Annotated in this window: 26 protein-coding genes and 1 pseudogene; 1 reads left to right on the top strand and 26 read right to left on the bottom strand. The window is 38.2% G+C overall.

All coding sequences use genetic code 11. From position 1 onward, the window contains the following. Positions 1-13: 13 nt before the first annotated feature. The 3 genes from DV417_RS05885 to sstT all read right to left on the bottom strand — a co-directional run bounded on the left by DV417_RS05885 (position 14) and on the right by sstT (position 2541). Positions 14-568, bottom strand: coding sequence for a TorD/DmsD family molecular chaperone (locus DV417_RS05885; protein ID WP_118879054.1), 555 nt, complete (start codon positions 566-568; stop codon positions 14-16). Then, on the bottom strand, positions 568-1176 hold the full coding sequence (locus DV417_RS05880) for an NAD(P)H-dependent oxidoreductase (RefSeq protein WP_118879053.1): 609 nt from the start codon (positions 1174-1176) through the stop codon (positions 568-570). The genes DV417_RS05885 and DV417_RS05880 overlap by 1 nt, the downstream gene beginning before the upstream one ends. A 120-nt stretch (positions 1177-1296) precedes the next feature. Next, complete coding sequence (gene sstT / locus DV417_RS05875) at positions 1297-2541, bottom strand: serine/threonine transporter SstT (RefSeq protein WP_118776714.1); 1245 nt, start codon at positions 2539-2541, stop codon at positions 1297-1299. Between the two features lie 287 nt (positions 2542-2828). On the opposite strand from sstT, the gene DV417_RS05870 reads away from it, so the two are divergent. Then, entirely contained in the window at positions 2829-3269 is a 441-nt protein-coding gene (locus DV417_RS05870; protein ID WP_118879052.1) for a LexA family protein, read from the top strand. Between the two features lie 69 nt (positions 3270-3338). Here the strand turns inward: DV417_RS05870 and aroG are convergent, their stop codons facing one another. The 23 genes and pseudogenes from aroG to DV417_RS05750 form a co-directional block, all read right to left on the bottom strand. Next, positions 3339-4427 (bottom strand): 3-deoxy-7-phosphoheptulonate synthase AroG, encoded by a 1089-nt coding sequence (aroG, locus tag DV417_RS05865; RefSeq protein WP_118879051.1) that lies wholly within the window; start codon positions 4425-4427, stop codon positions 3339-3341. 217 nt (positions 4428-4644) lie between these two features. Further along, positions 4645-5895 (bottom strand): lipoprotein-releasing ABC transporter permease subunit LolE, encoded by a 1251-nt coding sequence (lolE, locus tag DV417_RS05860; protein WP_118879050.1) that lies wholly within the window; start codon positions 5893-5895, stop codon positions 4645-4647. Beyond that, positions 5895-6578, bottom strand: coding sequence for a lipoprotein-releasing ABC transporter ATP-binding protein LolD (lolD, locus tag DV417_RS05855; RefSeq protein ID WP_118805380.1), 684 nt, complete (start codon positions 6576-6578; stop codon positions 5895-5897). The genes lolE and lolD overlap by 1 nt, the downstream gene beginning before the upstream one ends. Before the next feature lie 81 nt (positions 6579-6659). Then, positions 6660-7301, bottom strand: coding sequence for a dethiobiotin synthase (gene bioD, locus DV417_RS05850; RefSeq protein WP_118805379.1), 642 nt, complete (start codon positions 7299-7301; stop codon positions 6660-6662). A 12-nt stretch (positions 7302-7313) separates the two neighbouring features. Beyond that, on the bottom strand, positions 7314-8093 hold the full coding sequence (bioC, locus tag DV417_RS05845) for a malonyl-ACP O-methyltransferase BioC (protein WP_118805378.1): 780 nt from the start codon (positions 8091-8093) through the stop codon (positions 7314-7316). Continuing rightward, the gene (locus DV417_RS05840; protein WP_118805377.1) at positions 8081-8728 is read right to left on the bottom strand and encodes a DUF452 family protein; all 648 of its coding nucleotides are present in this window, start codon (positions 8726-8728) and stop codon (positions 8081-8083) included. Before DV417_RS05840 ends, bioC begins: the two co-directional genes overlap by 13 nt. Positions 8729-8737: 9 nt before the next feature. After that, positions 8738-9880, bottom strand: coding sequence for an 8-amino-7-oxononanoate synthase (bioF, locus tag DV417_RS05835; RefSeq protein WP_118805376.1), 1143 nt, complete (start codon positions 9878-9880; stop codon positions 8738-8740). Positions 9881-9888: 8 nt separating this feature from the next. Continuing rightward, positions 9889-11178: an adenosylmethionine--8-amino-7-oxononanoate transaminase gene (gene bioA / locus DV417_RS05830; RefSeq protein ID WP_192878555.1), complete on the bottom strand. Its 1290-nt coding sequence runs from the start codon at positions 11176-11178 to the stop codon at positions 9889-9891. Positions 11179-11199: 21 nt separating this feature from the next. Further along, positions 11200-12381: a lipoprotein-releasing ABC transporter permease subunit gene (locus DV417_RS05825; RefSeq protein WP_118879049.1), complete on the bottom strand. Its 1182-nt coding sequence runs from the start codon at positions 12379-12381 to the stop codon at positions 11200-11202. After that, positions 12381-13328 carry a 2-hydroxyacid dehydrogenase gene (locus tag DV417_RS05820; RefSeq protein WP_118879048.1) on the bottom strand — a complete coding sequence of 316 codons (948 nt, stop codon included), beginning with the start codon at positions 13326-13328 and terminating at the stop codon, positions 12381-12383. Before DV417_RS05820 ends, DV417_RS05825 begins: the two co-directional genes overlap by 1 nt. Positions 13329-13382: 54 nt before the next feature. Next, positions 13383-13514, bottom strand: a complete 132-nt coding sequence (locus DV417_RS05815) for an IS3 family transposase (RefSeq protein ID WP_081277638.1) — start codon at positions 13512-13514, stop codon at positions 13383-13385. Between the two features lie 28 nt (positions 13515-13542). Further along, positions 13543-15498 carry a site-specific recombinase gene (locus DV417_RS05810; protein WP_118879047.1) on the bottom strand — a complete coding sequence of 652 codons (1956 nt, stop codon included), beginning with the start codon at positions 15496-15498 and terminating at the stop codon, positions 13543-13545. Between the two features lie 120 nt (positions 15499-15618). Further along, positions 15619-15759, bottom strand: a pseudogene (locus tag DV417_RS05805) (IS3 family transposase); the annotation flags it as partial. Between the two features lie 183 nt (positions 15760-15942). Further along, entirely contained in the window at positions 15943-16317 is a 375-nt protein-coding gene (locus DV417_RS05795; protein WP_118879045.1) for a transposase, read from the bottom strand. Positions 16318-16404: 87 nt separating this feature from the next. Next, positions 16405-17259: a 3-deoxy-8-phosphooctulonate synthase gene (kdsA, locus tag DV417_RS05790; protein ID WP_118879044.1), complete on the bottom strand. Its 855-nt coding sequence runs from the start codon at positions 17257-17259 to the stop codon at positions 16405-16407. A 14-nt stretch (positions 17260-17273) separates the two neighbouring features. Next, positions 17274-18077: a SirB1 family protein gene (locus tag DV417_RS05785; protein WP_118879043.1), complete on the bottom strand. Its 804-nt coding sequence runs from the start codon at positions 18075-18077 to the stop codon at positions 17274-17276. Further along, the gene (gene prmC / locus DV417_RS05780) at positions 18077-18955 is read right to left on the bottom strand and encodes a peptide chain release factor N(5)-glutamine methyltransferase (protein ID WP_118879042.1); all 879 of its coding nucleotides are present in this window, start codon (positions 18953-18955) and stop codon (positions 18077-18079) included. Before prmC ends, DV417_RS05785 begins: the two co-directional genes overlap by 1 nt. Next, positions 18955-19395: an RDD family protein gene (locus tag DV417_RS05775; RefSeq protein WP_065264703.1), complete on the bottom strand. Its 441-nt coding sequence runs from the start codon at positions 19393-19395 to the stop codon at positions 18955-18957. The genes prmC and DV417_RS05775 overlap by 1 nt, the downstream gene beginning before the upstream one ends. A gap of 52 nt (positions 19396-19447) precedes the next feature. Continuing rightward, positions 19448-20530, bottom strand: a complete 1083-nt coding sequence (gene prfA / locus DV417_RS05770; RefSeq protein ID WP_032803489.1) for a peptide chain release factor 1 — start codon at positions 20528-20530, stop codon at positions 19448-19450. A gap of 109 nt (positions 20531-20639) precedes the next feature. Beyond that, positions 20640-21701: a tetratricopeptide repeat protein gene (locus DV417_RS05765; protein WP_239990478.1), complete on the bottom strand. Its 1062-nt coding sequence runs from the start codon at positions 21699-21701 to the stop codon at positions 20640-20642. Positions 21702-21737: 36 nt separating this feature from the next. After that, the gene (locus tag DV417_RS05760; RefSeq protein WP_118879040.1) at positions 21738-22505 is read right to left on the bottom strand and encodes a tetratricopeptide repeat protein; all 768 of its coding nucleotides are present in this window, start codon (positions 22503-22505) and stop codon (positions 21738-21740) included. Positions 22506-22517: 12 nt separating this feature from the next. Next, entirely contained in the window at positions 22518-23729 is a 1212-nt protein-coding gene (locus DV417_RS05755) for an MBL fold metallo-hydrolase (protein ID WP_118879039.1), read from the bottom strand. After that, complete coding sequence (locus DV417_RS05750; protein ID WP_118879038.1) at positions 23729-24598, bottom strand: tetratricopeptide repeat protein; 870 nt, start codon at positions 24596-24598, stop codon at positions 23729-23731. Before DV417_RS05750 ends, DV417_RS05755 begins: the two co-directional genes overlap by 1 nt. Positions 24599-24708: the final 110 nt, after the last annotated feature.

Below are 24708 nucleotides of genomic sequence, written 5' to 3'. Positions count from 1 at the left end.
GCAAGATATTGCTCTACTCTTCCTCCAATTCATCCGCCATTGCCGCCAATATTTCTCGTGTAAGAAGGGCCAATGCACGATAAAAAGGCAACGTTGCTTGATTTTCTACTTGAGTTAAAAACTTCGCTGCACAAGGTAATAAAAAGGTTTCAAACAATTCTTGTTGAGCCACTAAAGAATCCGAATTATCTTCAAGCCAAGAGGCGGTAAGCAATAATAAAGCAAAATGATCCGCACTTTCCACCTCAGGCATATTGCGCACAAGGCGAAAATTCATAAATTCTTCAACATCAATGCCATAAGTTGAAATAGAGGCCATAACTTTACCATTGGTAGCAAATAATTTTTGATACTCTTGGTTCAATAAATCAAGATCAATTTTAGCTTGTAAGCTATTCAGCGCAAATTCACTTTCTTTATCAGTATCTAACGCCCAAACTTGACTCAAACCTTTTTGTTGTAACCAAGCAAACGCGCCTGCAAGTACGTCATCGGTAGGAGAACGATAAAAAAGATTACCGAATAATCGACTAATTAATGAAAAATTATTAATTTGTTTTTCAGACATTACGCTTTTTCCTTTAAAAGTGCGGTCAATTTTTCTTTTGTTTTTTGAGCGGCAAGTTCAATCATTGCTTTACGCGCCTCATCATCAATTAAATGAATATCACCGAATAATTCAAACTCAACATTTTCAATGCCACAGTAATTAAATAATCCATTAATTAAACAATGATTGAGAGATTTATCCACACCAAATTCTTTATATTTATCAAGATTACTGCCAATAGTAATAAATTGCTGCATTTGCTTATTTTTGAGCAATCCCACTGATTCGCCGTTTTCCGTTTTATAGGCAAAGCCATGACTTAATACGCGATCTAAATAGCCTTTCAATATTGCTGGAAAGCCCATCCACCAAAGGGGATAAACCAACGTAATTAAATCCGCTTGAAGGATAAAATCATGCTCTTGCTGAATATCTTCTGGAATAATACCTTTGTTAGTATTCTGCAATTCTTCATGAGATAAAATTGGATTGAAATTCATTTCATAAAGATCACGAAAAAATACATTTACACCATTTTCTTGACTAATTTGCTCAATACGATTGGCAATCGCTCGCCCAAAACTACGCGCTGAATTAGGATGAGCAAAAATAATTAAGTGATTCATTTTTCTTGCCTATTTATAGGGAAATAAAACGTGGCAGAAGTCTATCAAAATAGACCGCACTTTGCATATAAAATCACATAAAAAAAGCGGGCATAGCCCGCTCTCTTATTTGCATCATAATTATGCTGCGTTTTTACGTTCTTCTTCCATACATACTGCTGCAGTAAATAATACGTCAGTTGATGAGTTTAATGCCGTTTCAGTTGAGTCTTGTAAAATACCGATAATGAAACCAACACCGATCATTTGTGCTGCTACATCATCAGAAATACCAAACAAGCTACATGCTAATGGGATTAATAATAATGAGCCACCTGCTACACCAGATGCACCGCAAGCACAAAGAGAAGCCACGATACTTAATAAAATCGCACTAACAAAAGATACTTCCACACCTAATGTGTGTACTGCAGCTAACGTTAAAATTGTGATCGTGATTGCAGCACCCGCCATATTGATGTTCGCACCCAATGGAATAGAAACAGAATAAGTTTCTTCATCAAGGTTTAAACGTTTTGCTAATTCAATATTCACTGGGATATTTGCCGCAGAACTACGTGTGAAGAATGCAGTTACACCACTTTCGCGTACACAAGTCCATACTAATGGGTACGGATTACGACGAATTTTCCAATAAACTAATGCCGGGTTAATAACAAAAGCAGTGAATAACATTGTACCGATTAATACAGCAAGTAATTGCACATAACCGCCTAATGCGACTAAACCTTTATCAGATAAGGTTTCAGCAACTAAACCGAATACACCAAATGGCGCAAAAGAAATAATGACGTGAACAATTTTTGATACGCCTTCTGCAAAATCAGATAATACATTTTTAGTTGCATCAGATGCATGACGTAAGGCTAAACCTAAACCGATAGACCATGCTAATACACCAATAAAGTTTGCTTTGAAAATCGCATTTAATGGATTATCTACCACGTTTAAGATAAGGGTAAATAAAACTTGGCCAACAGCTTGCGGCGCTGAGCTTGCATCTTCTTTGGTTGCAAGTACCACTTCCGTTGGGAATACGAAACCAGCAATAACAGCAACAAATGCAGCCAAGAATGTACCTAAAAGGTAAAGCACAATAATTTCTTTCATATTGCTTTTCGTACCAATCTTACGGTTTGCAAGCGCAGCCATAACAAGGAAGAAAATCAAAATTGGCGCAACAGCACGCAATGCTTTAACAAAGATGGTACCTAAAACGCCTACTTTTTCCGCAATATTAAAACCTAAAGCACCCTCAAGTGCAGGTCCAACAAGCGCAATAATGATCCCTAGAACTAAACCAGTTGCAATTCTTTTTACTAAATTGCCCTGGAATAACAGACGAAATAAACGAGATGTGTTCATACTTTTATCTTTCTTTTTAATAAATTTAACTTCAGATTGTTACCAATCCACCTACAAGGGAATTAAAGATAGCGTAAATTCTTATCGAAAGAAAATATTTTTTGTTATTTTTTATCCAACAAGTGAACTTTTTTCTAAATTTGTTAGATATTTTCTAAAAACATACTTATAAAAAAATTTTTTATTTAACCTATTGACATCCTGTATGAAACACCAGTAAAATTCAACTGTACAAAAAAACAAGGTAAAAGGTTATTTATCCATATTATTTAACAGGAGATAAGAGAATGAACAACCAAACTTTGACTGCACAATATGAAATGGATTTTTCTTATAATCCACTCCCTTTTTTCAGTGATATGGATGACAGCCTTAAATTCAATAAAAAACTAGACTTAAATCTTTATTGCATTAAGCGTCCAAAGCAAACCTGTTTTATTCATGTAACCAACCCAAACATGTTAGCTTGGGGAATTGAAAGTGGAGATATGCTAGTCGTTGAAAAAAATGACAATCTTTATTCAGGTGATCTTGTTGTGCTAGAAGAAAATAACGAATTTCATGTCTATGAATTTATGGCGCATAGCGGCAATTACCTTTTCATGGCATTGGATTCCACTACACCAAATATAAATATAAAAGATTGGTCGAATTTACCTATTGTCGGCACCGTAACCAATACGATTCATCAAATGAAACGTCGCGATAAAATGAAATGGGCTGCGTAGTTAAAGGCGAATAAAAAAGTGCGGTGAAAATCAACCGCACTTCTATCTAGTATCTAGATTATATTTCAATTAATTATTCGTCACTTTACGTCTCGCAATAACTGCATCAGAAAGTTGTTTCAATAATCTTTCAGAATCTTCCCATCCAATGCACGCATCCGTAATACTTTGTCCATAAGTCTGTGCTTTGCCATCAACTAAATCTTGACGACCTTCCACTAAATGGCTTTCCACCATTACACCAAAGATTTGTTTAGAACCAGATTCGATTTGATGACACACATCTTGGCAAACATCCATTTGTTTTTTGTATTGTTTACAGCTATTTGCATGGCTAAAATCAATCATTACATGAGGGATTCGGCCAGATTTCTCAATGTCCGCACACACTTTTGCCACATCTTCAGCATTGAAGTTTGGTCCTTTATCTCCGCCACGTAGAATAATATGGCAATCTTCATTTCCCTTAGTTGAAACAATTGCAGAGTGGCCAAATTTAGTGACAGATAAGAAATAATGAGGGGCTTCCGCTGCGCCAATTGCATCTAAAGCAACTTTCACACCACCATTAGTTGCATTTTTAAACCCAACAGCACAAGACAAACCAGAGGCTAACTCACGGTGAACCTGTGATTCAGTCGTACGCGCACCAATTGCGCCCCAACTCATAAAATCTGCAACATATTGTGGCGTGATCATATCTAAAAATTCACCAGCAGATGGCACACCTAAATCATTAATATCAGAAAGTAATTTTCGTGCTATGCGTAAACCATCATTTAAACGATAAGTATCATTTAAATACGGATCGTTAATTAAACCTTTCCAACCCACAGTTGTACGTGGTTTCTCAAAATACACACGCATAATAATTTCAAGGCTATCTTTATATTTTTCACGTAATGGTTTTAAACGGTTTGCATACTCAATTGCCGCTTTAGGATCATGAATAGAGCAAGGACCAATAATCACTAATAAACGATCATCTTTACCATGAATAATATTATGCGCCTCATGACGAGTTTGCTTCACTAATGCCGCTGCATGTTCACTAGCTGGGTATTTTTCTAACAAGGCAATGGGTGGTAACACCTGATCGACTTTTTCAATTCGCGTATCATCGTTTGCCACGACAATTTCAATTTTCTCTTTAGCCATATATCACTCTCAAACTTTCAAATGTTGTGTTTTAATTATGTAGGTAATCTACACCTATTTTTTGTACTAGTAAACTAGTTCATTTCATTTTTTAAGAATAAAACCTACAAGTTTCTTATTAAACTATCTTTAACGCATGCTTGCAAGCCGAATAAAGTGAAATATTAAGTGAATAAAAGACAAAAAAATACCGCACTTTCATGCGATATTCACAAAATTAATAGCTACTTAATACTTGGGCTGGTTGTAATTTAGCGGCCCTACTTGCTGGATAAAGACTAGCAATTAAACTCAATACAAGCGCGGCAGCTAAAACCATCAAAACATCCAACCAATGTAACTCGCTTGGCAAAAAATCGACAAAATACACATCGCCTGATAACAATTTCTTACCGATAACCCATTCAATGCCTTGAATAAAGGTTGTCAAATTTAATGCAAGTATAATGCCTAACACAATTCCAATTAAACAACCTTTCATTCCTGCCTGTAAGCCATACCAAATAAAAATACGTTTGATGAAAGCGTTATTCGCTCCAAGCGTACGCATAATGGCTATATCGCCTTGCTTATCTTTTACTGCCATAATCAGCGTAGAAACAATATTAAAACACGCCACACCAATCACAAGCACCATTGCGATGTACATCACGGTTCGAATAAGTTGAATATCGCGATACATATAACCAAATTTACCAATCCAGTTTTGAATATAAAGCATCTGCGGATAATCATTAAGCATAGATAAATCCAAATTTTTCACAGAAAAAGGATCATCTAATTTCAATTCAACACCTGTTATTTGATCAGGTTTATAAGTTAAAAATTCTTGTGCTTGAGCAAGCGGCAATAAGGCATAACTGTAATCAAGTTGCCCATCTAAACGTAAGATTGCAGTGACTTGCACGCGTTCACGAGTGGGTTGAGCAAGTTGTTCATCGCCATTTTGCTGAGAAATAAGTAAGGTAACCCAATCACCTGATTTTACATCGAGTTCTCTAGCAATACCTGAACCCAAGACTAATCCACCTTCTTTCCCAAATTTATCCCACCCTTGCTCTTGTACGAAATTACCAAGAGAGCTCACTCGATCTTCTGCTTGTTTTTCAACGCCCTTCACCTGAACCACTTTCAGTTTTGAGCCATTTTCTACCAATGCAGTAAAACTAACAAAAGGGGAAATACCTTTAATTTGGGCATTTTGTTGTAAGCGTTTTTCCAAATTTAGCCAATGGTGAATGGTTGGATCCGTTGCATTCGGTGCAGATAAAATCTCTGCATGAGGAACCACAGCAAGAATTCGTTGATTAAGCTCACGCTCAAAACCATTCATCGCACTTAAACCAACAATTAAAACAGCAACACCCAGCGCAATGCCAATTGCAGAAAATTTTGCAATTAACGCAACTAAAGGATTTTTCTGCTTGCCACGTTGATAACGCCAACTAATGAAAAAAGGCGTATTCATTATGCACCTTCCTTCAAAATACCATCTTGCATGACTAAGCGACGAGATAGTTTTTCAGCAAGTCCCATATCGTGAGTGACTAATAAAAAAGCGATATTTTGCTCTTGGTTAAGTTGTTGAATGAGTTCAAAAATGCTTTCTGTGGTCTTGTGATCGAGATTTCCAGTTGGCTCATCCGCCAAAACTAACGATGGATTATTCACTAAAGCCCGCGCAATCGCCACACGCTGACGTTCCCCTCCAGAAAGCGCTGATGGACGATGCGTAATTCTATGGCTTAAGCCCACCGCACTTAGCATTTTTTCAGCACGATCTTTCGCTTCTGTTTTATTTTGATGAGCAATCAACATCGGCATCATCACATTTTCAAGTGCGGTAAAATCTGCCATTAAATGATGGAATTGATACACAAATCCTAAATAACGATTACGCAAAGCAGCTAATTCATTAGCCGATGCTTTTTGCAAGGATCGTCCATTAATAAACACTTCCCCACTACTTGGCTGATCAAGTCCCCCTAAAGTATGCAATAACGTACTTTTTCCTGAACCTGAACTTCCCACAATCGCAACCAACTCTGCAGGTTCCATAGAAAAAGAAACGCCTTTTAATACTTGCGTTTGATTTTCACCTTCCTGATAAAATTTATTGATATTTTCGCATTTTAATAAATAGTTATTCATTTTTTACTCGTTTTAACCGCACTTTAGCAGCAAATCATCTCATTAAAAACTTGCGCGAGTCTATCACACTTTTTCCTGAGCTTAAATTTCAATGCGCTCAAAGCATTCAAATCCCGTCTCAGGAAAATATTTTTTAAGATACCCCTTTAAATAACCTTGCGTCTCTTGACTAATGATAGGATCGTATTCTGGATAACCGTTATACATTACGCTTAGCACTGACACACCATGAGAACGACAAGCCTCCAAACTTAATAATGTGTGGTTAATACTACCTAATTTTCCCGATGTCACTAAAATCAAAGGGTAATTGTTTGACTGGATATAATCTAACGTCGTCGCATTGTCACAATAAGGCACCATTAGTCCTCCCGCCCCCTCCAACAATACATAATCATATTTTTCTGCCAAAAGTGCGGTGGATCTTTCAATCATTTTTTCATTAATTTCTCGCCCTTCGAGCTTTGCCGCTAAATGAGGAGAACAAGGATATTCAAAAAGATAAGGGCAGGTGTCGCCTTGTAAATCTTCTTCCGTCAAATCAATCCCTTGAATCTTTCGATGTACAAGCAAATCATCAGCGATATTTTTACAGCCTGTTTGAATCATTTTTTGTGTAATAACGGAAAAGCCTTGCACCATCAACTTTTTAGCATAAATGCCTGTTGCAACCGTTTTACCTACATCGGTATCAATGCCCGATACAAAAATAACCTTGCCCATAAATACGCCTTACTAATTTCCAGTACGAGAATAACGTGCGATAAAAAACAATGGATGATAAGTTAACCGCACTTTACCCGATGGCAAACTAAAAGCCTGTAAGTAATCATCAATAAATTTGTTGAGATTTTTTCTTGTCCAATTTTTCTGGTTAGTCGCTGTTACACCTGTATATTTCAGATGTTTGAGTACATCCAATGGCGTATCAAAGTCTAGCATTACATTAAAATCGTCACACCATAAAAGCTCAAAATCATTGGCTAACCAATTTTTCCATTGAGATAAATTCGGATAACTTAACCCCACATTCGTCATTTGGCGAATCTCTTTTAAATTATCTTCACCAAAGGTCGTCATCGCCAATAAACCATTAGGTTTCAATCCTGTTTTACAATGGGAAATAAAATTAACAGGATGATGGAACCACTGTACAGCTGATGCACTTGCAATCAAATCAAATTGTTGTTGAAAAGGAAAGTTCTCTGCATCACCACAATAAAAATCAAAGGGTTGAATCAGCTTTTCAGCGAGTAGAGAGTGCACATCGCACAAATCATTAAATAACCAATAATTCGCTGAAATCTGTTTTTGCAACAATGAACTCAACATACCAGACCCGCAACCGAGTTCCAAAACGCTATTTAGTGACCCATTTAGTAAATAGTCTTGCAAATGCATCATTAACTTAATATTCATTTTTTGTTGAATTAACGCATGTTCATCATAGCTATTTAAGGCTTTCTGGAAGGCGTGTTGAATGCGTGATTTATCTACGGAAGTTAATGATTCCATAATGCCGACCAGTGGGTAAATCTTGAAAACACATAATGCTCCCCCTCTATTTCCTGAACCGCACAACGCGATGCCCAATATTGGTGCTGATTAGCTGGCATAAAAATTTTATCGCGAGAACTAACCCATGCATTTGTCCAGTGAATAAGATCTGTGCGTTTATCCTGCTGAATCATCGCAAAAAGTGCGGTGAGTTCTTGATGAATTTCGTTAAATGGTCGTGCAGAAAATTGTTGATAACATTCAAAAGATACTTTGTCACCACAGATTCTACGTTCAAACTTTGAACGAGTATTTTCTGCGAGATTTTCTAGCGTACCTTTAAAAATAGCGTAGGGAATACCGAAGCTATCATCACAAGGTAAACCTGTGCCATTCACTGCTGTTGCTGATTGTAAGGTGATTCCTTGTAATACTCGCTCTGCCACCCAAACTCCCATTGACCATGCCACTACACGAATTTGCTGATAGGCTGAAAAATCAAAATCTAACTTCAAATCTTGATAATCGTAGCAAATTAATAAATCATGATCTGTTGGCAAAATCAAATGAGCCACCGCATCAAGAGGTGTTCCCCAGCCAGCAAAATAAACTATTAAATGCTCCCCTTGATGATCATAAAATTTCGTTTTCACATTATTTCCTTATAAGCATGCCACAAACTGTTTTACTTCATCCATTGTCATATCTGCCGTTAAAGACAATCGTATTCTGGATGTACCTTTTGGTACTGTCGGAGGTCTAATCGGCAAGCAATAATAACCTTGCTCTTGCAGATCTTTCGCCTTAGCAAGGGTTGCATCGTTCTCGCCTAAAATATAAGGAACGATGCAAGTTTGGCTTGGCATTATTTGCGTTCTATGCTCCACTTCTTGGCGTAAAAATGCACTTAACTGCTCAAGATGCGTTCTTTCTTTTGAAAATTGTGGCAATCTTTCAAAAATAAAATGAGTCCAAGCCACATTAAACGGCGGAAGTGCGGTTGAAAAAATTAATGGGCGCATTTGATTAATCAAACACTCTTTTAATATTTGATCACAGACGACATAAGCACCCATTGAAGCTAAGGCTTTTCCAAAAGTGCCAACCAATAAATCTATATCAGCTATCACATTAGCTCGTTCGGCAATACCTAATCCGTTTTTACCGTAAACGCCTATTGCATGAGCTTCATCCACATAAAGATAAGTATTGGAAAACTGTTTTTTTAATTGAACAAGATAGTTCAAATCAGCTACATCGCCATCCATACTAAAAACCGATTCCGTCACAATAAAAGTGCGGTCAAATTTTCCGGCATTTTTTTCGAGCAGACTCTTTAGATGTTCATAATCATTATGACGATAACGAAAGAACTCACATTGGCTTAAACGAATGCCATCAATCATGCTGGCATGCACTAATTTATCTGCCAAAATTAAACTTTTTGTTGTCGTCAATGCCGGTAAAATACCAAGATTGGCGTGATAGCCACTGTTAAATAATAAAGCGCTTTCTCGTTGGAAACGTTGAGCAATAAGCTGTTCAAGATCGGTATAAACAGGAAAATTTCCCGTTAATAAACGAGACGAAGAACTGGTAAAAGAAGGGAAATTATCGCCATATCGCTGTAAAAAGGACTGGTGCAAATTTTCATTTGATGCCAAACCTAAATAATCATTAGATGACATATTCAGCATTTTGCGATTTTCTCGCATAATATATCGTCCTTGATGAACTAAGTCAGGAATTGAACGATATTGATTTTTTGCGCTAAGCTGTTCCAGTTGCTGTTTGAAAGCATCCATTTTTTATCCTAATGTTCATATTCCTGAGTTAAAGCCAGAATCATGCCTTCCGTTAATTTCTGAAGTTCATCATCTTTAATCACAAATGGTGGCATCACATAAACCAGTTTACCGAAAGGTCGAATCCAAACACCTTGTTCCACAAAACGTGGGACTAAAGTTTTCATATTTACCGCACTTTTCATTTCAACCACTCCTATCGCCCCTAATACGCGAACTTCTTTGACGTAATCTTTTTCAGCTAAAGGCGAAAGCTGTTGTTTTAAGGAAGACTCAATTCGCTGAATATTTTGCTGCCAAGGGCTTTCCAATAATAAACGGATAGATTCTGCCGCAACTGCACAGGCCAACGGGTTTGCCATAAAAGTGGGTCCGTGCATAAAGCATTTAGCCTCACCGCGACAAATAATTTGCGCAATTTCAGTGGTCGTAATGGTTGCCGATAAAGTTAAATAACCACCTGTTAAGGCTTTACCGATACACATAATATCTGGCGAAATCTCAGCATGCTCAGCAGCAAATAATTTCCCTGTGCGGCCAAAACCCGTGGCAATTTCATCAAAAATTAGCAATACACCATATTGTTTACAAAGCGCTTGCGCTTTCACTAAATAAGTTGGCGAATAAAAATACATACCGCCCGCACCTTGCACGACAGGCTCTAAAATAAGTGCGGCGATTTCGCTCCCTTTTTTCTTAAGTAAATCAGCTAAAGGTTCAATCGCACCATCATTCCAAGATTCATTAAATGAAATATTAGGTTGAGGAAGAAAATATTGTACGGGCAGGCTATGATGAAATAAATGATGCATCCCTGTGGTTGGATCACACACCGACATCGCATTCCAAGTATCACCATGATAACCAGAACGGATGGTGGCGAATTTTTGCCGTTGTACTTCCCCTTTAGCGTGCTGATATTGAATAGCCATTTTCATCGCCACTTCCACTGCGACAGAACCACTATCAGCAAAAAAGATCTTATCTAATCCATTTGGCAAAATTTGTACCAATAATTGAGCTAATTCCACCGCTGGTTCATGGGTAAAACCACCAAACATAATATGGCTCATTTTTGCCAACTGATTCTGTGCAGCCGCATTTAAACGAGGATGGTTATAACCATGCAACGCCGCCCACCAAGAAGACATACCATCAATCAAACGACGACCATCTTTTAAGGTTATCATCACGCCATCTGCACGTTCTACCGCATAAAGGGGCATATCAGAAGAAACTGAAGAATAAGGATGCCAAATATGTTGTGTATCAAAAGCTAAAAGTGATTGTTCATCCATCATTCATTTACCATTAAAAACCTATTCGTATCGCAAGGCAGCGGCAGGTTCTACTTTCGCAGCTCGATAAGCGGGATAAAGGGTAGAAAGTAAAGAAAGCAACAAGGAAAATCCAATGACAAAAATCATTTGAACAAAGGATAATTCTGTCGGTAAAAAAACACCTTGTGGATTTACCGCACTTACAATGTCTGTTAAGTTCAAGGTGACTAAAACACCTAAAATAGCACCGAGCAATGTGCCAACAAATCCCACCAGTAATCCTTGGTAAATAAACACTGAACGCACTTGGGATTTTGTTAAGCCCTGAGTTTGCAAGATCGCAATTTCCCCTTGTTTATCCACCACCATCAAACTTAATGAAGTCACGATATTGGAAATCGCCACGACAATGATCAAACTAATCAACAATCCCATCATATTTTTTTCCATTCTCACCGCTTGGAAAAATTCACCTTTTTGGACACGCCAATCCGTGATTTTTTGTGTTAAGAAATGTTGTGGGAGTTCTGTAATTTGGAACGGATCATTCAAAAATAAACGATAACCCTGCGCTTGCTGAGGCTGAATACGCATTAAGCGACCAATATCTGTAATATTAGCAAAGGCTTCATAACCCGATGCTTCGCCATAATCATAATAAATATCGCTAACCGTAAATAAACGCTGCATTGGCACCCGACCGAATGGTGTATATTGGCTATTTTCCGTAATCATCAAACGGATTTTATCCCCAACATTCACGCCCAATTTTTGCGCCAGTTGATCACCAATGACCAGTTTAAATTCCCCACTAGGCAAAATTTCATTAAATTTAACCTGATCAAAAGATTCAACCAAAGGATCATCAGAAAATGATTGAATACCAATGATTTGTCCTGCACTCACGCCTTTTGTCGTTTGGTAAATCACATTTGTTGTATTGATCGGCACCGCTTTTTGGATAAAGTGCGGTAAATTTTCTAATGTTTTTTCTGTAGAAATGGGCTGTTCTTCACTCACAATCGCATGAGGAATGGAAGATAGCACTTGTTGTTTTTGATAACCTTCTAACCCATTCATCACAGAAAGCACGATGATCAATGCCATCACACCTAGCACAATCCCCAGGCTTGCAAGATTAGTCACTAATCGCCCAAAACGATCCGCACTTTTCGCACGCCAATAACGTAGCGCAATATAAAGAGAAATAGGAAAATTCATTATTTTTGATTTAATTGTTGTACAAATTCTTCGATGTTTTGCATTACTTTGCCAACTAATGTTGTCACTGCACTATCGCTCGCCCAAGCAATATGCGGGGTGATAATTAAATTAGGCATCGTTTTTGCAGCTAAAATTAACGGATTATCTTTTTCTGGTGGCTCTTTTACCATTACATCCAAAGCCGCTCCGCCTAAATGCCCCGTTTTTAACGCATCAACTAATGCAAGTTCATCAATCAAAGGTCCACGCCCTGTATTAATCAAAAATGCACCTTTTTTCATTTTAGATAAGGTTTCTGCATTCATTAAATTCTTTGTTGTTTCGGTTAATGGGCAATGCAACGTCACAATATCCGCTTGTTTTAGGACTTCATCAAAGGGCGTATAACCTTCACGGCAAACAGTGGCATCTTTATGTTCTGCATAAAGCACTTTCATTCCCACGGCATTAGCCAAACGCCCCACTTCTGTCCCTAAGCAACCTTTACCAAATACGCCTAATGTTGAACCGCGCACATCTGTAATTGGGTAATCAAAATAACAAAATTGTTTACTTTCTGACCATTTTTCTTCCATTTGATCGCGTAACCAACCGGCCAAACTGTGTTTTAAAGCGAAAATTAATCCCATGACATGTTCTGGTACTGTCGTACTGGAATAACCTGTCACATTGCGCACGGCGATGCCCATTTCTTCTGCTGCCACAAGATCAACATTATTTGTACCGGTTGCAGTAATCGCAATCAACTTTAACTTAGGTAATTGTTTTAAAGTTTCTCTATCAAAAATGACTTTGCTCGTAATAACAATATCAGCATCTTTCGCTCGTTCAATCGTTTCGGCAGAAGAAGTATGCTCATATTCAGTCCAAGTATGCGCAAAACTTGGACGAGGAATAGGGATATGTTTAGGGATAGCCGTACTATCTAAAAAGACGATATTCATCATTTCTACTTTTATATACAAAGTGATCTGCCCCCCAAAAGTTGGACAGATTAGTTAACTTAAATATTGAGCTCGGTATTGCACTGGGCTCAATCCTTTGAAAGCAAGTTTAATTCGTTTTTGATTGTAATACACTAAATATTCTTCAATTTCAGCCTGTAATTCAGCGATTGAGTGATAAGTCAGAGAGTGGGGTGCAGATCACTTAAGCCGATTATTTATCTAATTGAACAGGAAGAAATAAGCTTAATGGACGTTTTTTCACAATTTGACAAACTTCATACAAAATTGGCCACCAGCTATCAATTTCCGCATTCAAAGAACGCAGTGCAACCCAAAGCGTTAATGAAAAACTGACAATTAAATTAACTAAACCAATCAACAATACAAAACCAATGCATTGTAAAAGCAATGAATAGGTAAATTGTCCGCTCACAGCAATATAGCCTACATTCGCAGATGAAAATGCCACATGACGAATATCTAACGGAAGGTGCGTTAAGTAACCTACCACACCCGTAATACCAAGCAGCATACCAAAGCAAAGGTTACCGATAAGCGAGCCATAATTCTCATGCATATAATTAGCAAATTTAACGCGAGATTTCTCAGACATTAATTTTTTCAATAACGGATGTTGCGTTAAACGCATACGCATATTCAAATAATTGCTGCGGTTATCAAAATAGCCTGAAATAATCCCTGAGCAGAATAACCACACCCCCGCAATGGCTGCAAACCATAAGGTTCCCGCAAAAGGATCAATGCTATGCAACTGATAAGCAATTTGATCAGCATTCATCAATGGCTCACCTGTTTTATATTGGTAACCAAACGCAATCAATGCGGCTAAGCCCATCGCAATGAGGACATTACCTAGCACCGCAATACTTTGAGAGCGAAATACATCCACTAATAATTGAGCTAATTTCATATTGACGCTTTTACCTTGAGGCGTTTTCTCAACAGCCTCAGCAAAACGGGCTGCAGTCATGGCAGGCTGTTTCGTCGCTACCGTAAAATGCAACATAAAGATCACCATAAAACCTAAGCCGTAATTTAAGCCTTCGGCAAGCCCTTTCCAGACTTTGTCATCAATAATGCTGCCTAGATAGATTTTAAATAGCGCCATCAGTGCAATTAATACACCACCACCTGCCGCAGAATAAAACATTGCCCAATACTCTTTTTTATCTCGAGTAATGTAATGCTCGCCGTGATCGCCCGCATTTTGGGTAATGCTACGTGAAATTAATCTAGAGCTTTGTTTCCATAATCGGGTAATGCTATGTTTTTCTGCTGCTGTGCGGGCAAAACAGCCAGTTAATAACAATATTCGGCGTGGTAAATAGCGATTTGAAACAAAAATCGCCATTAAGGTTTCTAATCGTTCTAAGGTCTGAGAAAGACGCTCCAATAAATAAGCCGTATTTAAAGAAGAACCCACCACTGCTCCACGTTTTTGCAAACGCTCAACCAATTTTTTACATTGGCTAAACATTACCTGTAAATGGCTATCATCAAAAACGGTTGATTGGCGGCGCGCCTGTAACCAATTCACCACTTCATGGTGTAATGCCACAAAAGGGGAATCTGCGTTCAACAGAGAGGGCTCCATTCGCATCAGCTCAGGATCCATATCTTCAGCAGCAATCCAAATTGAAAGCATCTCAATGGCAAATAGCCCTTCACTTTCAATATGATTTTTTAAACGCTCACGATCTTTTTGTTCTGTACAACGGGTTAAGACGCCAAATACGCCTCGCCACGTTTTTAAAGGAACGGCATCAATCCAGCGTGCATCATTTTTATCGCTAAATAATAAATAAAAAATATCACGTAAATCATTAATATCTTTAAAAGAGGGGTTAAAACGCTCATAAATACGCGTTTTCATCTCCTGTCCAAAACCGCCACGTGTAAGAATACCGCTACTAATAAACAAGGGGTAAAGGCGTAAACCACATAACCAACCACATAATAATTTCGAAACAGAACATCCTAATTCTTTATCTTTCTTTAAGATAAACTTAAACAAATGCAAGGTAGGAGAAATTTTTTCTGTGGGGCTGCTACGTAATAATTGGCACAAGCCCTCCACGAGACCAAAGGCATCGTTTTCCGCCACTTTGTTACGCAAAAATTGCGGTAAGGTATCGATTTTAATCATGAGCTTCCCCCTCATATCGTTTATATTCAAAAGCGTGACATTATACAGCGCTGTTGGATAAAGTAAAAATTAACGGAAAAAGCGATCTGCCCCCCAAAAAGTTGGACAGGTTAGTTAACTTAAATATTCTTCAATTTCAGCCTGTAATTCAGCAATTGAATGATAAGTCCGTGAGTGAAAACACTCTGATTTTAGTATCGCAAAAAAACTTTCAATCACCGCATTATCGTAGCAATTTCCTCGGCGACTCATACTTTGCACCGCTTTACCTTTTGGCGTAATTTAAGCGTCATGGGGCGATAACCATCTCGGTTTTTGTTCTTTTTATACGGCGATAAAATAGCTTCTTTAGCTTCGTGATAGTTTCGCTTAATCTCTTTATAGTAAAAGCTTGGCGAGGAATTTTAGCCACTCGAAGTAAATCATTTAACGCGTGGTTTGGCTTCAATCTTTCAATAATTTTTCTTTTTTCTGTCGTTGTTTTTGACGGTCGAGCGCCTCCAACTCCTTTAGGTAAGCAATCTCCGCACGAGCCAAGGCAAGTTCTCGCTGCAACTTTTTAAACGCTTTAGGGGAAAAGTCTGTGGTTTCTAGAATTTCAATGTCTTTCTTTTTTATCTTTGGCTTCACTATTTTCGGTGTTTGAAGGTTTGTATAAGGCGATTTTACGCCATCAAGCCCTCTTTCCCGAAATGCTTTTAGCCAATAAATGACGAGAGTGTGGGAAATTTTATGAAGTTTAGCCACCTCACGGATACCATAATCCTGTTCGGTGACAAGTTTGATAATTTTCAAACGAAATTGATAAGAGTAGGACATAATCTGCACCTCAAAATAGGTGTCCAGGTTTTGGGGTGCAGATCAAAGTGCGGTCAAAATTAACCGCACTTTTGCTTAAATATTTTCTTAGATAGAAGTATCCAATTCTGGGAAAGATTTTACTAAATCATCAATCGCTTTCATTTGAGATACAAAACCTTCAAGAGCAGAAAGAGGCAAGGCAGAAGGGCCATCACATTTCGCTTGATTTGGATTTGGATGCGCTTCTAAGAATAAACCTGCAATTCCTACAGCTAAACCTGAACGCGCGAGTTCGGTTACTTGTGCGCGACGACCACCTGATGCAGATCCAAATGGATCACGGCATTGAAGTGAATGGGTTACATCAAAAATAACTGGGCTACCCTTAGATGCTTTTTTCATAACACTAAAGCCAAGCATATCCACAATTAAATTATCATACCCAAAGTTTGTTCCACGATCACAAAGAATGATTTTATCGTTACCACATTCCTCGATTTTTTCCACGATATTCCCCATTTGACCTGGGCTTAAAAATTGTGGTTTTTTCACATTAATCACTGCACCTGTTTTCGCCATCGCTTCAACGAGATCTGTTTGACGAGCCAAAAAGGCTGGAAGTTGAATAATATCGACAACATCTGCAACGGGCTGACATTGATAGATTTCGTGTACATCGGTAATAATTTTTACACCGAACGTATCTTTTAATTCTTGGAAAATTTTTAATCCTTCTTCCATACCTGGGCCACGGTAAGAATGAATAGATGAACGATTCGCTTTGTCAAAAGAAGCTTTAAACACATAAGGCACGCCAAGTTTCTCCGTCACTTTCACGTAAGCTTCGCAGACTTGCATTGCCATATCACGGCTTTCAAGTACGTTCATTCCACCAAAAAGCACGAAAGGTTTGTCATTTGCAACATCAATATTGCCAATTTTTACAATTTTATTTTGCATAAATTTTCCTTAAATCAATGGAGGGGAAAAGGATCTTTATCAATCTCACCCTTAAGTTCTAAAAGTTGAGTTCGGATTAAAGCCGCAGTTGGGTCTTCCGGACAACGTTCCACAAAAAATTCTAAATCTTTTAATGCCGAAGGGTAAGCGCCCATCTGAGCTAAAACTAAACCGCGATCACGGATGTGATAAGGATCTTCATCATTACCAATCAATAAATTCTCAATATAACGGTATGCCATGTCGTTATGTTCTTCTCGGATGAGTGCATTCTTCGCCAGTTGCTCAAAACGAGAATAAAGCAAGGAAAGATCGGCTCTATCGAGTTCTTCGGGTTGAATTTGCACACCAAAGCCAAATGCCCCTTCATAAAGTTGCTGTAACTTTTCTTGCGATATATAAGTGCCATCCCAAGGATCAATAAAAGCCACTTCATCTCTTACTTCGGCACGTAAAATGAGCTGTGTTGGGAAATTTACTGGGTAAATCGGCAAATCTAATACCTCGGCTAAATAAAGCAAAATTGCTCCAAGCGTCACTGGCATTCCTTGGCGGTGCTCTAACACATAAGGCAAATACAAATTACGCGCGTAGAAATACTCTTCTGAATCGCAATGAAAGCCCCAATCACCATAAAATAGCTGTAATAACTGATGAATTTGCTCTTCTTTCGGCCAATCTGGCGAAATTTCTTTACGCGCTCGACGTACAAACCCGCCAATTTTTCCCCGAATTTGTGCTTCTGATGATCCATCATCTGAGATGGTATTATAAAAATGCACAAATTGATCGTATAACGCACGTCGATAATATTTCATTACTTCTTCCAAAAACCTAAAGTGACGCGCTCATTGTCGCCATAATCACGCACGGTTTCAACCATTTCCCAATGATTTTCTTGGAAAATTGGCCGCACTTTTTCGCCTTGTTGCCATCCGTGTTCAAGCAATAATGCGCCATTAGAATTCAAATAACTCGGCGCTAATTCAATAATATGACGTAAATCAGCATAACCGGCATCATTGGCAACTAATGCAGAAAGCGGTTCAAAACGCACATCGCCTTGACGTAAATGTTCATCTTGAGCATCAATATAAGGCGGATTGCTGGCAATAAGATCAAACTGCCCTGTTATATTTTCAAACCAACGGCTCTGCAAAAATTGCACATTTAACTTATTTCTTTCTGCATTAGATTGAGCTAACACCACAACATCAGGCATAAGATCAGCACCAATGATTTCTAATGAAATCTGCTGTTTTTGACAAATAGAGGAAAGCTCCGAGGCTAATGCTAACGCGATAGCGCCTGTGCCTGTGCCAAGATCAAGAATACGAAAGTGCGGTGGATTTTTTTCCAGTTTTTCCAAAGCAATTTGTAATGCCTTTTCCACTAAAATTTCGGTATCTGGTCTTGGAATCAATGTGCCTTTTGAGACATTTAATGGCAACGACCAAAATTCTTTTTCTCCAAGAATATAAGCGATAGGTTCACCTTTTAGACGACGATCTAAAAATGCGGTCAATTTTAACCGCACTTTTTCATCAATCTCGGTATCATCAAAAGCAAGGATTTGCGTACGCGATTTGCCAGTAGCATGTTGAAGAAGCACAAGCGCATCAATTTTACTATTTTCAGTGGGATTTTTTTGTGCCAAATCCGCAATCGCTTGTGCCAGCCATTCTTTATAATTCATTATTTTTCGTCTTTTAACACAATCGTGCCAGCCAATAAATCAGTTAAAGAACGGCGATCATCGCGCACAAGTGCAACAATACCGCTAATAATCAATAAGAAACTCGTCCACGCCAATAAAATATCAATAATCTCACGGCCGATGTATTTACCAAATTCAACAGGCTGATTGGTATGATAATTAAATACACGCAAGCCTAACCAGCGTTTTGCCATTGTTTGACCATAAGTTTTCATGAAATATAACTGAAAACCAGCATATACAATCGTTCCCACAACACCAGCAAAATCCCCCAATGCAAAACCGAGACCAACCATCACCCAAAGCACAAGTCCATTAATCATGCTAGCAAGCCAACGTTTAAAACGGCTCGCTTGAGCAGGTTGAGAAGGTTTGAAAGCAGAAGAAAATTCAGCATCTTTTTGATTTTCAATGATCATTTTATTTCCCTGTAAAGTTAAAAAGGACATCTGAAATCAGATGTCCCTATCATTAATTCTGTTCAGACAATGCAGCCAACTGATCCGCTTGATATTCGGTAATAATCGGCTGAATCAGTTCATCAATTTTACCATTCATCACTTCATCCAAACGGTAAATAGTGAGATTGATACGGTGATCTGTAACTCGACCTTGCGGATAATTATATGTACGAATTTTATCAGAACGATCGCCCGAACCTAATAAGTTACGGCGCATATCTGTTTGTTCTGCAGCTTGGCGTTCTTGCTCTGCTTGAACAATACGTGACGCTAATACCGACATTGCTTTCGCTTTATTTTTGTGCTGTGAACGCTCATCCTGACATTCCACCACAATGCCAGTTGGAATGTGTGTAATACGCACCGCAGAATCCGTTGTATTTACATGCTGGCCACCCGCGCCTGATGAGCGATAAGTATCAATACGTAAATCGGCTGGATTAATTTCCGGCATTTCAGATTCAGGCAATTCTGGCATTACCGCGACGGTACAAGCAGAAGTGTGGATACGCCCTTGCGATTCAGTTTTTGGTACACGTTGCACACGATGACCGCCAGATTCAAACTTCAACTGACCATACACACCTTCGCCAGTGACTTTAACAATCACCTCTTTATAACCGCCTTGCTCACTTTCGTTAGCACTTAGCATTTCTACACGCCAGCGTTTACTTTCCGCATAACGGCTGTACATACGGAATAAATCACCCGCAAAAATACCCGCTTCATCACCGCCTGTTCCCGCACGGATTTCTAAATAGCAGTTATATTCATCATTAGGATCTTTCGGCAGTAAAAGAATTTGAAGTTGTTGTTCCACTTCTTCAATTTCCGCTTTGGATTCTTCGATTTCCATTTGCGCCATTTCTTTCATTTCAGGATCATCGAGCAATATTTCAGCTTCTTCAATATTTTGATTTAATTGCGTCCAACGATTAAAACATTTCACCACTTCTTCAAGTTGAGAATATTCTTTGGAATACGCTCGGAATTTATCCTGATCACTAATTACAGAAACATCGCCCAATAAGGCTTCTAGCTCTTCATAACGTTCTTTTAAACTTTCTAATTTTGCAATAATGGAATCTTTCATCATTTGTAAGTCACCGAAAATAAAATCGGCGTATTCTAGCCGATTTTAGGGGAAATTGACAGCGAAAAGGAAATTAAGAATCTCAGACGCTTTGTTTATGGTTTACCCACTATTTATTAGTCTCTTCTTTTTGATTGAGTTCTCGGTATTTATCACAGCCTTCTTGACTGCGTAAATCGCAAGCATCGCCAAAGTATTTTTTGGCTTTGGATTTATCTTTTTCCAACTCGCCTAGCTTAATTAACACTTTCGGATCTTTACTTAACACCAATTCTTCTTTAATCGCTTCGATTTTTTCTTGAAGCTCAGGTTGTTTTGGTAAATCATTACGACTAATAATATTCAGTTTTAAATCGGTTATATCGTTAATTTTTTTCTCTTTACAAGTCGAATGTTCATTACATCTATTCAGTAGTTCTTCAACCATTTCCTCATTCTTTGGACTAACTAAACCTAATAAATAAAGCGTGGCTAGATTTTGGTAAATATCAAAATCTACACGTCCAAGTAATAGTAGAAAAAAATCAGATGAACTATTTATTTTTATATTTTTGTAAGCTTCACTATACCAATAAAATGCTTTCTGCCAATCTTGTTGCACACCATCACCATAAAAATAGGCATTTCCTAAATGTGCTTGAGACGCTGGAAATCCTGCTTCAGCGTTTTGGGTCAATAACATTATTGCACTTAAATTATCTCCTTTAGCAACCAAGCGGAGTGCCTGGGAATCTTTCGCATTATAACTCCCTAATTGAGCGGCTTTTTCAAGATATTCATCTTTTCTTTGCTCATCTAAAACAGATAATTGAATATAAGCTTCAGCATAATTTTGTGCTGCCGCTTTCTCATACCATTTTTTAGCAAATTCTTCTTGATCATTACTTTCATAGATTTTAGCCAACTGAAATTGTGCAACTGGATAACCTTTTTCTGCTAACACACGCAAACGCTCAGCAGGGAATTTTTCTAATTCTTTAGCAGCCTTTACATCATTATAATGCTGTATGCGCTCTAATAAATCTCCCAACTTTCTAATTTCTGCCTGTTCTGGGTAATATTGGGTAAAATACACCGCTCCGCCACCAATTACTGCCAATAATAAAACAGCTAAGGTTAATTTTTTCTTCATTATTTTTATCCTTATTAGACTTATAATTAAATAAAACACAATTTTTACTCGCCAATATGAGCTGTAAACGTGGTATTACATCTCCCCTCTATTCAACTTACCGTAAAACTCACAACCTTGTTGATCGCCATTATCACAAGCCTTACCAAGCCATTCTTTAGCGAGAATTCTATCTTTCTGAATACCTCGTCCAATAAGATACGACAGACCTAATTTAAACTGCCCATTTTGACTACCATTTTCCGCTGCTTTCTTAAACCACTTCACGGCTGAGGCAACATCTTGTCTTACGCCACGCCCTGCACTATAAGCCGAACCTAAATTAGCCTGAGCATTTGCATGCCCTTGCTCTGCCGCTTTGCGATACCATTTCACCGCTTCAAAATCATCTTGTTTTACGCCTCGCCCTTTTTCATACATCCAGCCCAAATTAAATTGAGCCTTTGCATATCCTTGCTCCGCCGCTTTGCGATACCATTTCACCGCTTCAAAATCATCTTGTTTTACTCCACGTCCATTGGCATACATCACACCCAAATTAAATTGAGCACCTGCATATCCCTGCTCCGCCGCTTTGCGATACCATTTCACCGCTTCAAAATCATCTTGTTTTATCCCATCTCCATTTTCATACATCACACCCAAATTAAATTGAGCACCTGCATATCCCTGCTCCGCCATAGGTAACCAAAGTTTAAAGGCGGTTTGATAGTCGCCTCTCATCGTTGCTTCAAGACCTTGTTGGAATTGTTGCGCAGGCGTATCCGCCCAAGCAGTGGGTTGAAAAGAAAATACAGAAGCACCGAAAAGTGCGGTGGTAAGAAGTGTTTTTGTGAGTTTCATTTTAATTTCCTATTAAATTGAATGAATGGATAATCTTTTAGTTTTATTCACTAAAATTGGCGTATAAATTGCAAAATCTTTAAGTACTTCTCCATGTGGATGCCCTTTTCTTCGTTGGCTATCGGCTGAAAATACACTAATACAAGGCGACAATATCTTCGCTAATCCTTGTTGCCAATTATGCTTTGAACCGTGATGGGGAACTTGCAAGCAATAAATTCTCGCCATTCTCTCCGCACCTAATGATTGCGTTAAATCGGTTAATAATGGCAAATCATTTAAAAACGCATCGCCGGTGTATAAAATGGCATTTTTTGTTTTATCCTTTGGAATAACCGCTATTTCATTTTCATTGTCTGTCGAAACATCAAAAATATGATTATTTCCTATTCCCCAAAAAGAAGGGAGTTTTATATTTCGAATATATAAATATTGAGAAATGATATTTTTGTTTTTACTTCCATTTCCAAATGCGAGAGAGTAGAGTGTTTTTAAGGCTGGAGTTGGGTCTGTGGAATTAGACCGATGAGATTGAATAATTTGTTTAACCTGCTTTTGAAAAGCGGTCAAATTTGTTGGCACTTTTGCAAGCAAATGAAATGGCACATTATATAAAACAAATTCAAACTGCTCTTCGCCTTTTCTAAATAAAAGGGCTTTATTAGGATCAAGCCAATGTAAATTTTGTTCTGACTTATCAAATTCATTTGATAATTTTTCAGTAGTTTCAAAAGAAAGTACATCATCAGAATTACTTGGTTCAAGATTTATCGAAATTTCACTCTCAATTTCTTTTTCAGGTAATAAGAGAAATTTTGTTGTTTTTAATTCTTCAGCAAAATAAGTTTTAAAATATTGAATAGGGTTCTGATAAAACGCCCATTCCTCATCATCTGGCTGAATCTCTAAAAACGAAGCAATTACTAAACGTTGCCATAAAGGATAATAAGGCACAACCCAGCGTTTTATTTTTCGCCCATTTTTGAGTAGTTCCTTTACACCACTAATATGATCTTTATCAAAATGCGAAAGTAATAATAAATCAATATCAACATTGTTTTCTTGCTGGTTATATTTTTGCACGGCATTTTGAATAAGTTGCTGGCTTGAACTTGTGCCACAATCATAAACCCAATGAAAAGCCAGAGCGTCTCCCATTTGAATACGCCCACTTGAAAATAATCCCTGCCCCACATTCCAAAATTCGCATTGTAAAGTTGGCATTAGAGCTCCCCTCTATTTAGCTTACCGTAATATTCACACCCCATTTTTTCTCCATTATCACAAGCCTTACCAAACCATTCTTTGGCTTGCCCTTTATCTTGTCTTACGCCATGTCCTTGGTAATACATCACGCCTAAATTCAATTGAGCACCTGCATGCCCCTGCTCCGCCGCTTGGCGAAACCATTTCCCCGCTTCAAAATAATCTTGTTTTACGCCTTGTCCTTTTCCATACATAAAGCCCAAATTCAATTGAGCACCTGAATCGCCCTGCTCCGCTGCTTTACGATACCATTTCACCGCTTCAAAATAATCTTGTTTTACGCCTTGTCCTTTTCCATACATAAAGCCCAGATTAAATTGAGCCTTTACATCCTCCTGCTCCGCCGCTTTGCGATACCATTTCACGGCTTCAACATCATCTTGTTTGACGCCACGCCCGCTGTAATACATATTGCCCAAATTAAATTGAGCATTTGCCTCTCCCTGCTCCGCCGCTTTGCGATACCATTTCACGGCTTCAACATCATTTTGTTTGACGCCTCGCCCGTTGTCATACATCACTCCCAAATTAGCTTGAGCATTTGCCTCTCCCTGCTCCGCCGCTTTGCGATACCATTTCACGGCTTCAACATCATCTTGTTTTACGCCAAGTCCCTTTTCATACATCTCTCCCAAAAGAGCTTGAGCGATCGCATCTTGCTCAGCCAAGGGTTGAATAATTGCCAATATCGCTTTGAAGTCTTTTTGCTTATATAGCTGCCCAACTTGAATAATTTGGCTTTGTTCCATTGCCCAAGCAGTGGATTGGGAAGAAAATACAGAAGCACCGAAAAGTGCGGTGGTAAAAAGTGTTTTTGTGAATCGCATAGAAATCGTCCATTTATTAATCAATAATTGAAACCACCAAATGTTTTTTGTTTGGCATTATGTTTTGTTTTACTCTCTGTAAAGAGAGTAAAACACCCAGTATACTGGGT

Source organism: Haemophilus haemolyticus (assembly GCF_003490935.1).
In the GTDB taxonomy this organism is placed as follows: domain Bacteria; phylum Pseudomonadota; class Gammaproteobacteria; order Enterobacterales; family Pasteurellaceae; genus Haemophilus; species Haemophilus haemolyticus_M.
The sequence above is the reverse complement of the archived record's forward strand: the minus strand, read 5'-3'. Positions and strand labels throughout refer to the sequence as shown.

Bases quoted from the DNA above. Each gene is read 5' to 3' on its own strand.
- DV417_RS05810 (WP_118879047.1), bottom strand. From the start codon at position 15,498: ATGATTAAAATCGATACCTTACCGCAATTTTTGCGTAACAAAGTGGCG.
- bioA (WP_192878555.1), bottom strand. From the start codon at position 11,178: ATGGATGAACAATCACTTTTAGCTTTTGATACACAACATATTTGGCAT.
- bioC (WP_118805378.1), bottom strand. From the start codon at position 8,093: ATGGAATCATTAACTTCCGTAGATAAATCACGCATTCAACACGCCTTC.
- DV417_RS05825 (WP_118879049.1), bottom strand. From the start codon at position 12,381: ATGAATTTTCCTATTTCTCTTTATATTGCGCTACGTTATTGGCGTGCG.
- DV417_RS05755 (WP_118879039.1), bottom strand. From the start codon at position 23,729: ATGCCAACTTTACAATGCGAATTTTGGAATGTGGGGCAGGGATTATTT.
- DV417_RS05750 (WP_118879038.1), bottom strand. From the start codon at position 24,598: ATGCGATTCACAAAAACACTTTTTACCACCGCACTTTTCGGTGCTTCT.
- prfA (WP_032803489.1), bottom strand. From the start codon at position 20,530: ATGAAAGATTCCATTATTGCAAAATTAGAAAGTTTAAAAGAACGTTAT.
- bioF (WP_118805376.1), bottom strand. From the start codon at position 9,880: ATGGATGCTTTCAAACAGCAACTGGAACAGCTTAGCGCAAAAAATCAA.
- sstT (WP_118776714.1), bottom strand. From the start codon at position 2,541: ATGAACACATCTCGTTTATTTCGTCTGTTATTCCAGGGCAATTTAGTA.
- DV417_RS05820 (WP_118879048.1), bottom strand. From the start codon at position 13,328: ATGAATATCGTCTTTTTAGATAGTACGGCTATCCCTAAACATATCCCT.
- lolE (WP_118879050.1), bottom strand. From the start codon at position 5,895: ATGAATACGCCTTTTTTCATTAGTTGGCGTTATCAACGTGGCAAGCAG.
- DV417_RS05785 (WP_118879043.1), bottom strand. From the start codon at position 18,077: ATGAAATATTATCGACGTGCGTTATACGATCAATTTGTGCATTTTTAT.
- aroG (WP_118879051.1), bottom strand. From the start codon at position 4,427: ATGGCTAAAGAGAAAATTGAAATTGTCGTGGCAAACGATGATACGCGA.
- DV417_RS05870 (WP_118879052.1), top strand. From the start codon at position 2,829: ATGAACAACCAAACTTTGACTGCACAATATGAAATGGATTTTTCTTAT.
- DV417_RS05795 (WP_118879045.1), bottom strand. From the start codon at position 16,317: ATGTCCTACTCTTATCAATTTCGTTTGAAAATTATCAAACTTGTCACC.
- kdsA (WP_118879044.1), bottom strand. From the start codon at position 17,259: ATGCAAAATAAAATTGTAAAAATTGGCAATATTGATGTTGCAAATGAC.
- bioD (WP_118805379.1), bottom strand. From the start codon at position 7,301: ATGGGCAAGGTTATTTTTGTATCGGGCATTGATACCGATGTAGGTAAA.
- DV417_RS05760 (WP_118879040.1), bottom strand. From the start codon at position 22,505: ATGAAACTCACAAAAACACTTCTTACCACCGCACTTTTCGGTGCTTCT.
- lolD (WP_118805380.1), bottom strand. From the start codon at position 6,578: ATGAATAACTATTTATTAAAATGCGAAAATATCAATAAATTTTATCAG.
- prmC (WP_118879042.1), bottom strand. From the start codon at position 18,955: ATGAATTATAAAGAATGGCTGGCACAAGCGATTGCGGATTTGGCACAA.
- DV417_RS05775 (WP_065264703.1), bottom strand. From the start codon at position 19,395: ATGATCATTGAAAATCAAAAAGATGCTGAATTTTCTTCTGCTTTCAAA.
- DV417_RS05880 (WP_118879053.1), bottom strand. From the start codon at position 1,176: ATGAATCACTTAATTATTTTTGCTCATCCTAATTCAGCGCGTAGTTTT.
- DV417_RS05885 (WP_118879054.1), bottom strand. From the start codon at position 568: ATGTCTGAAAAACAAATTAATAATTTTTCATTAATTAGTCGATTATTC.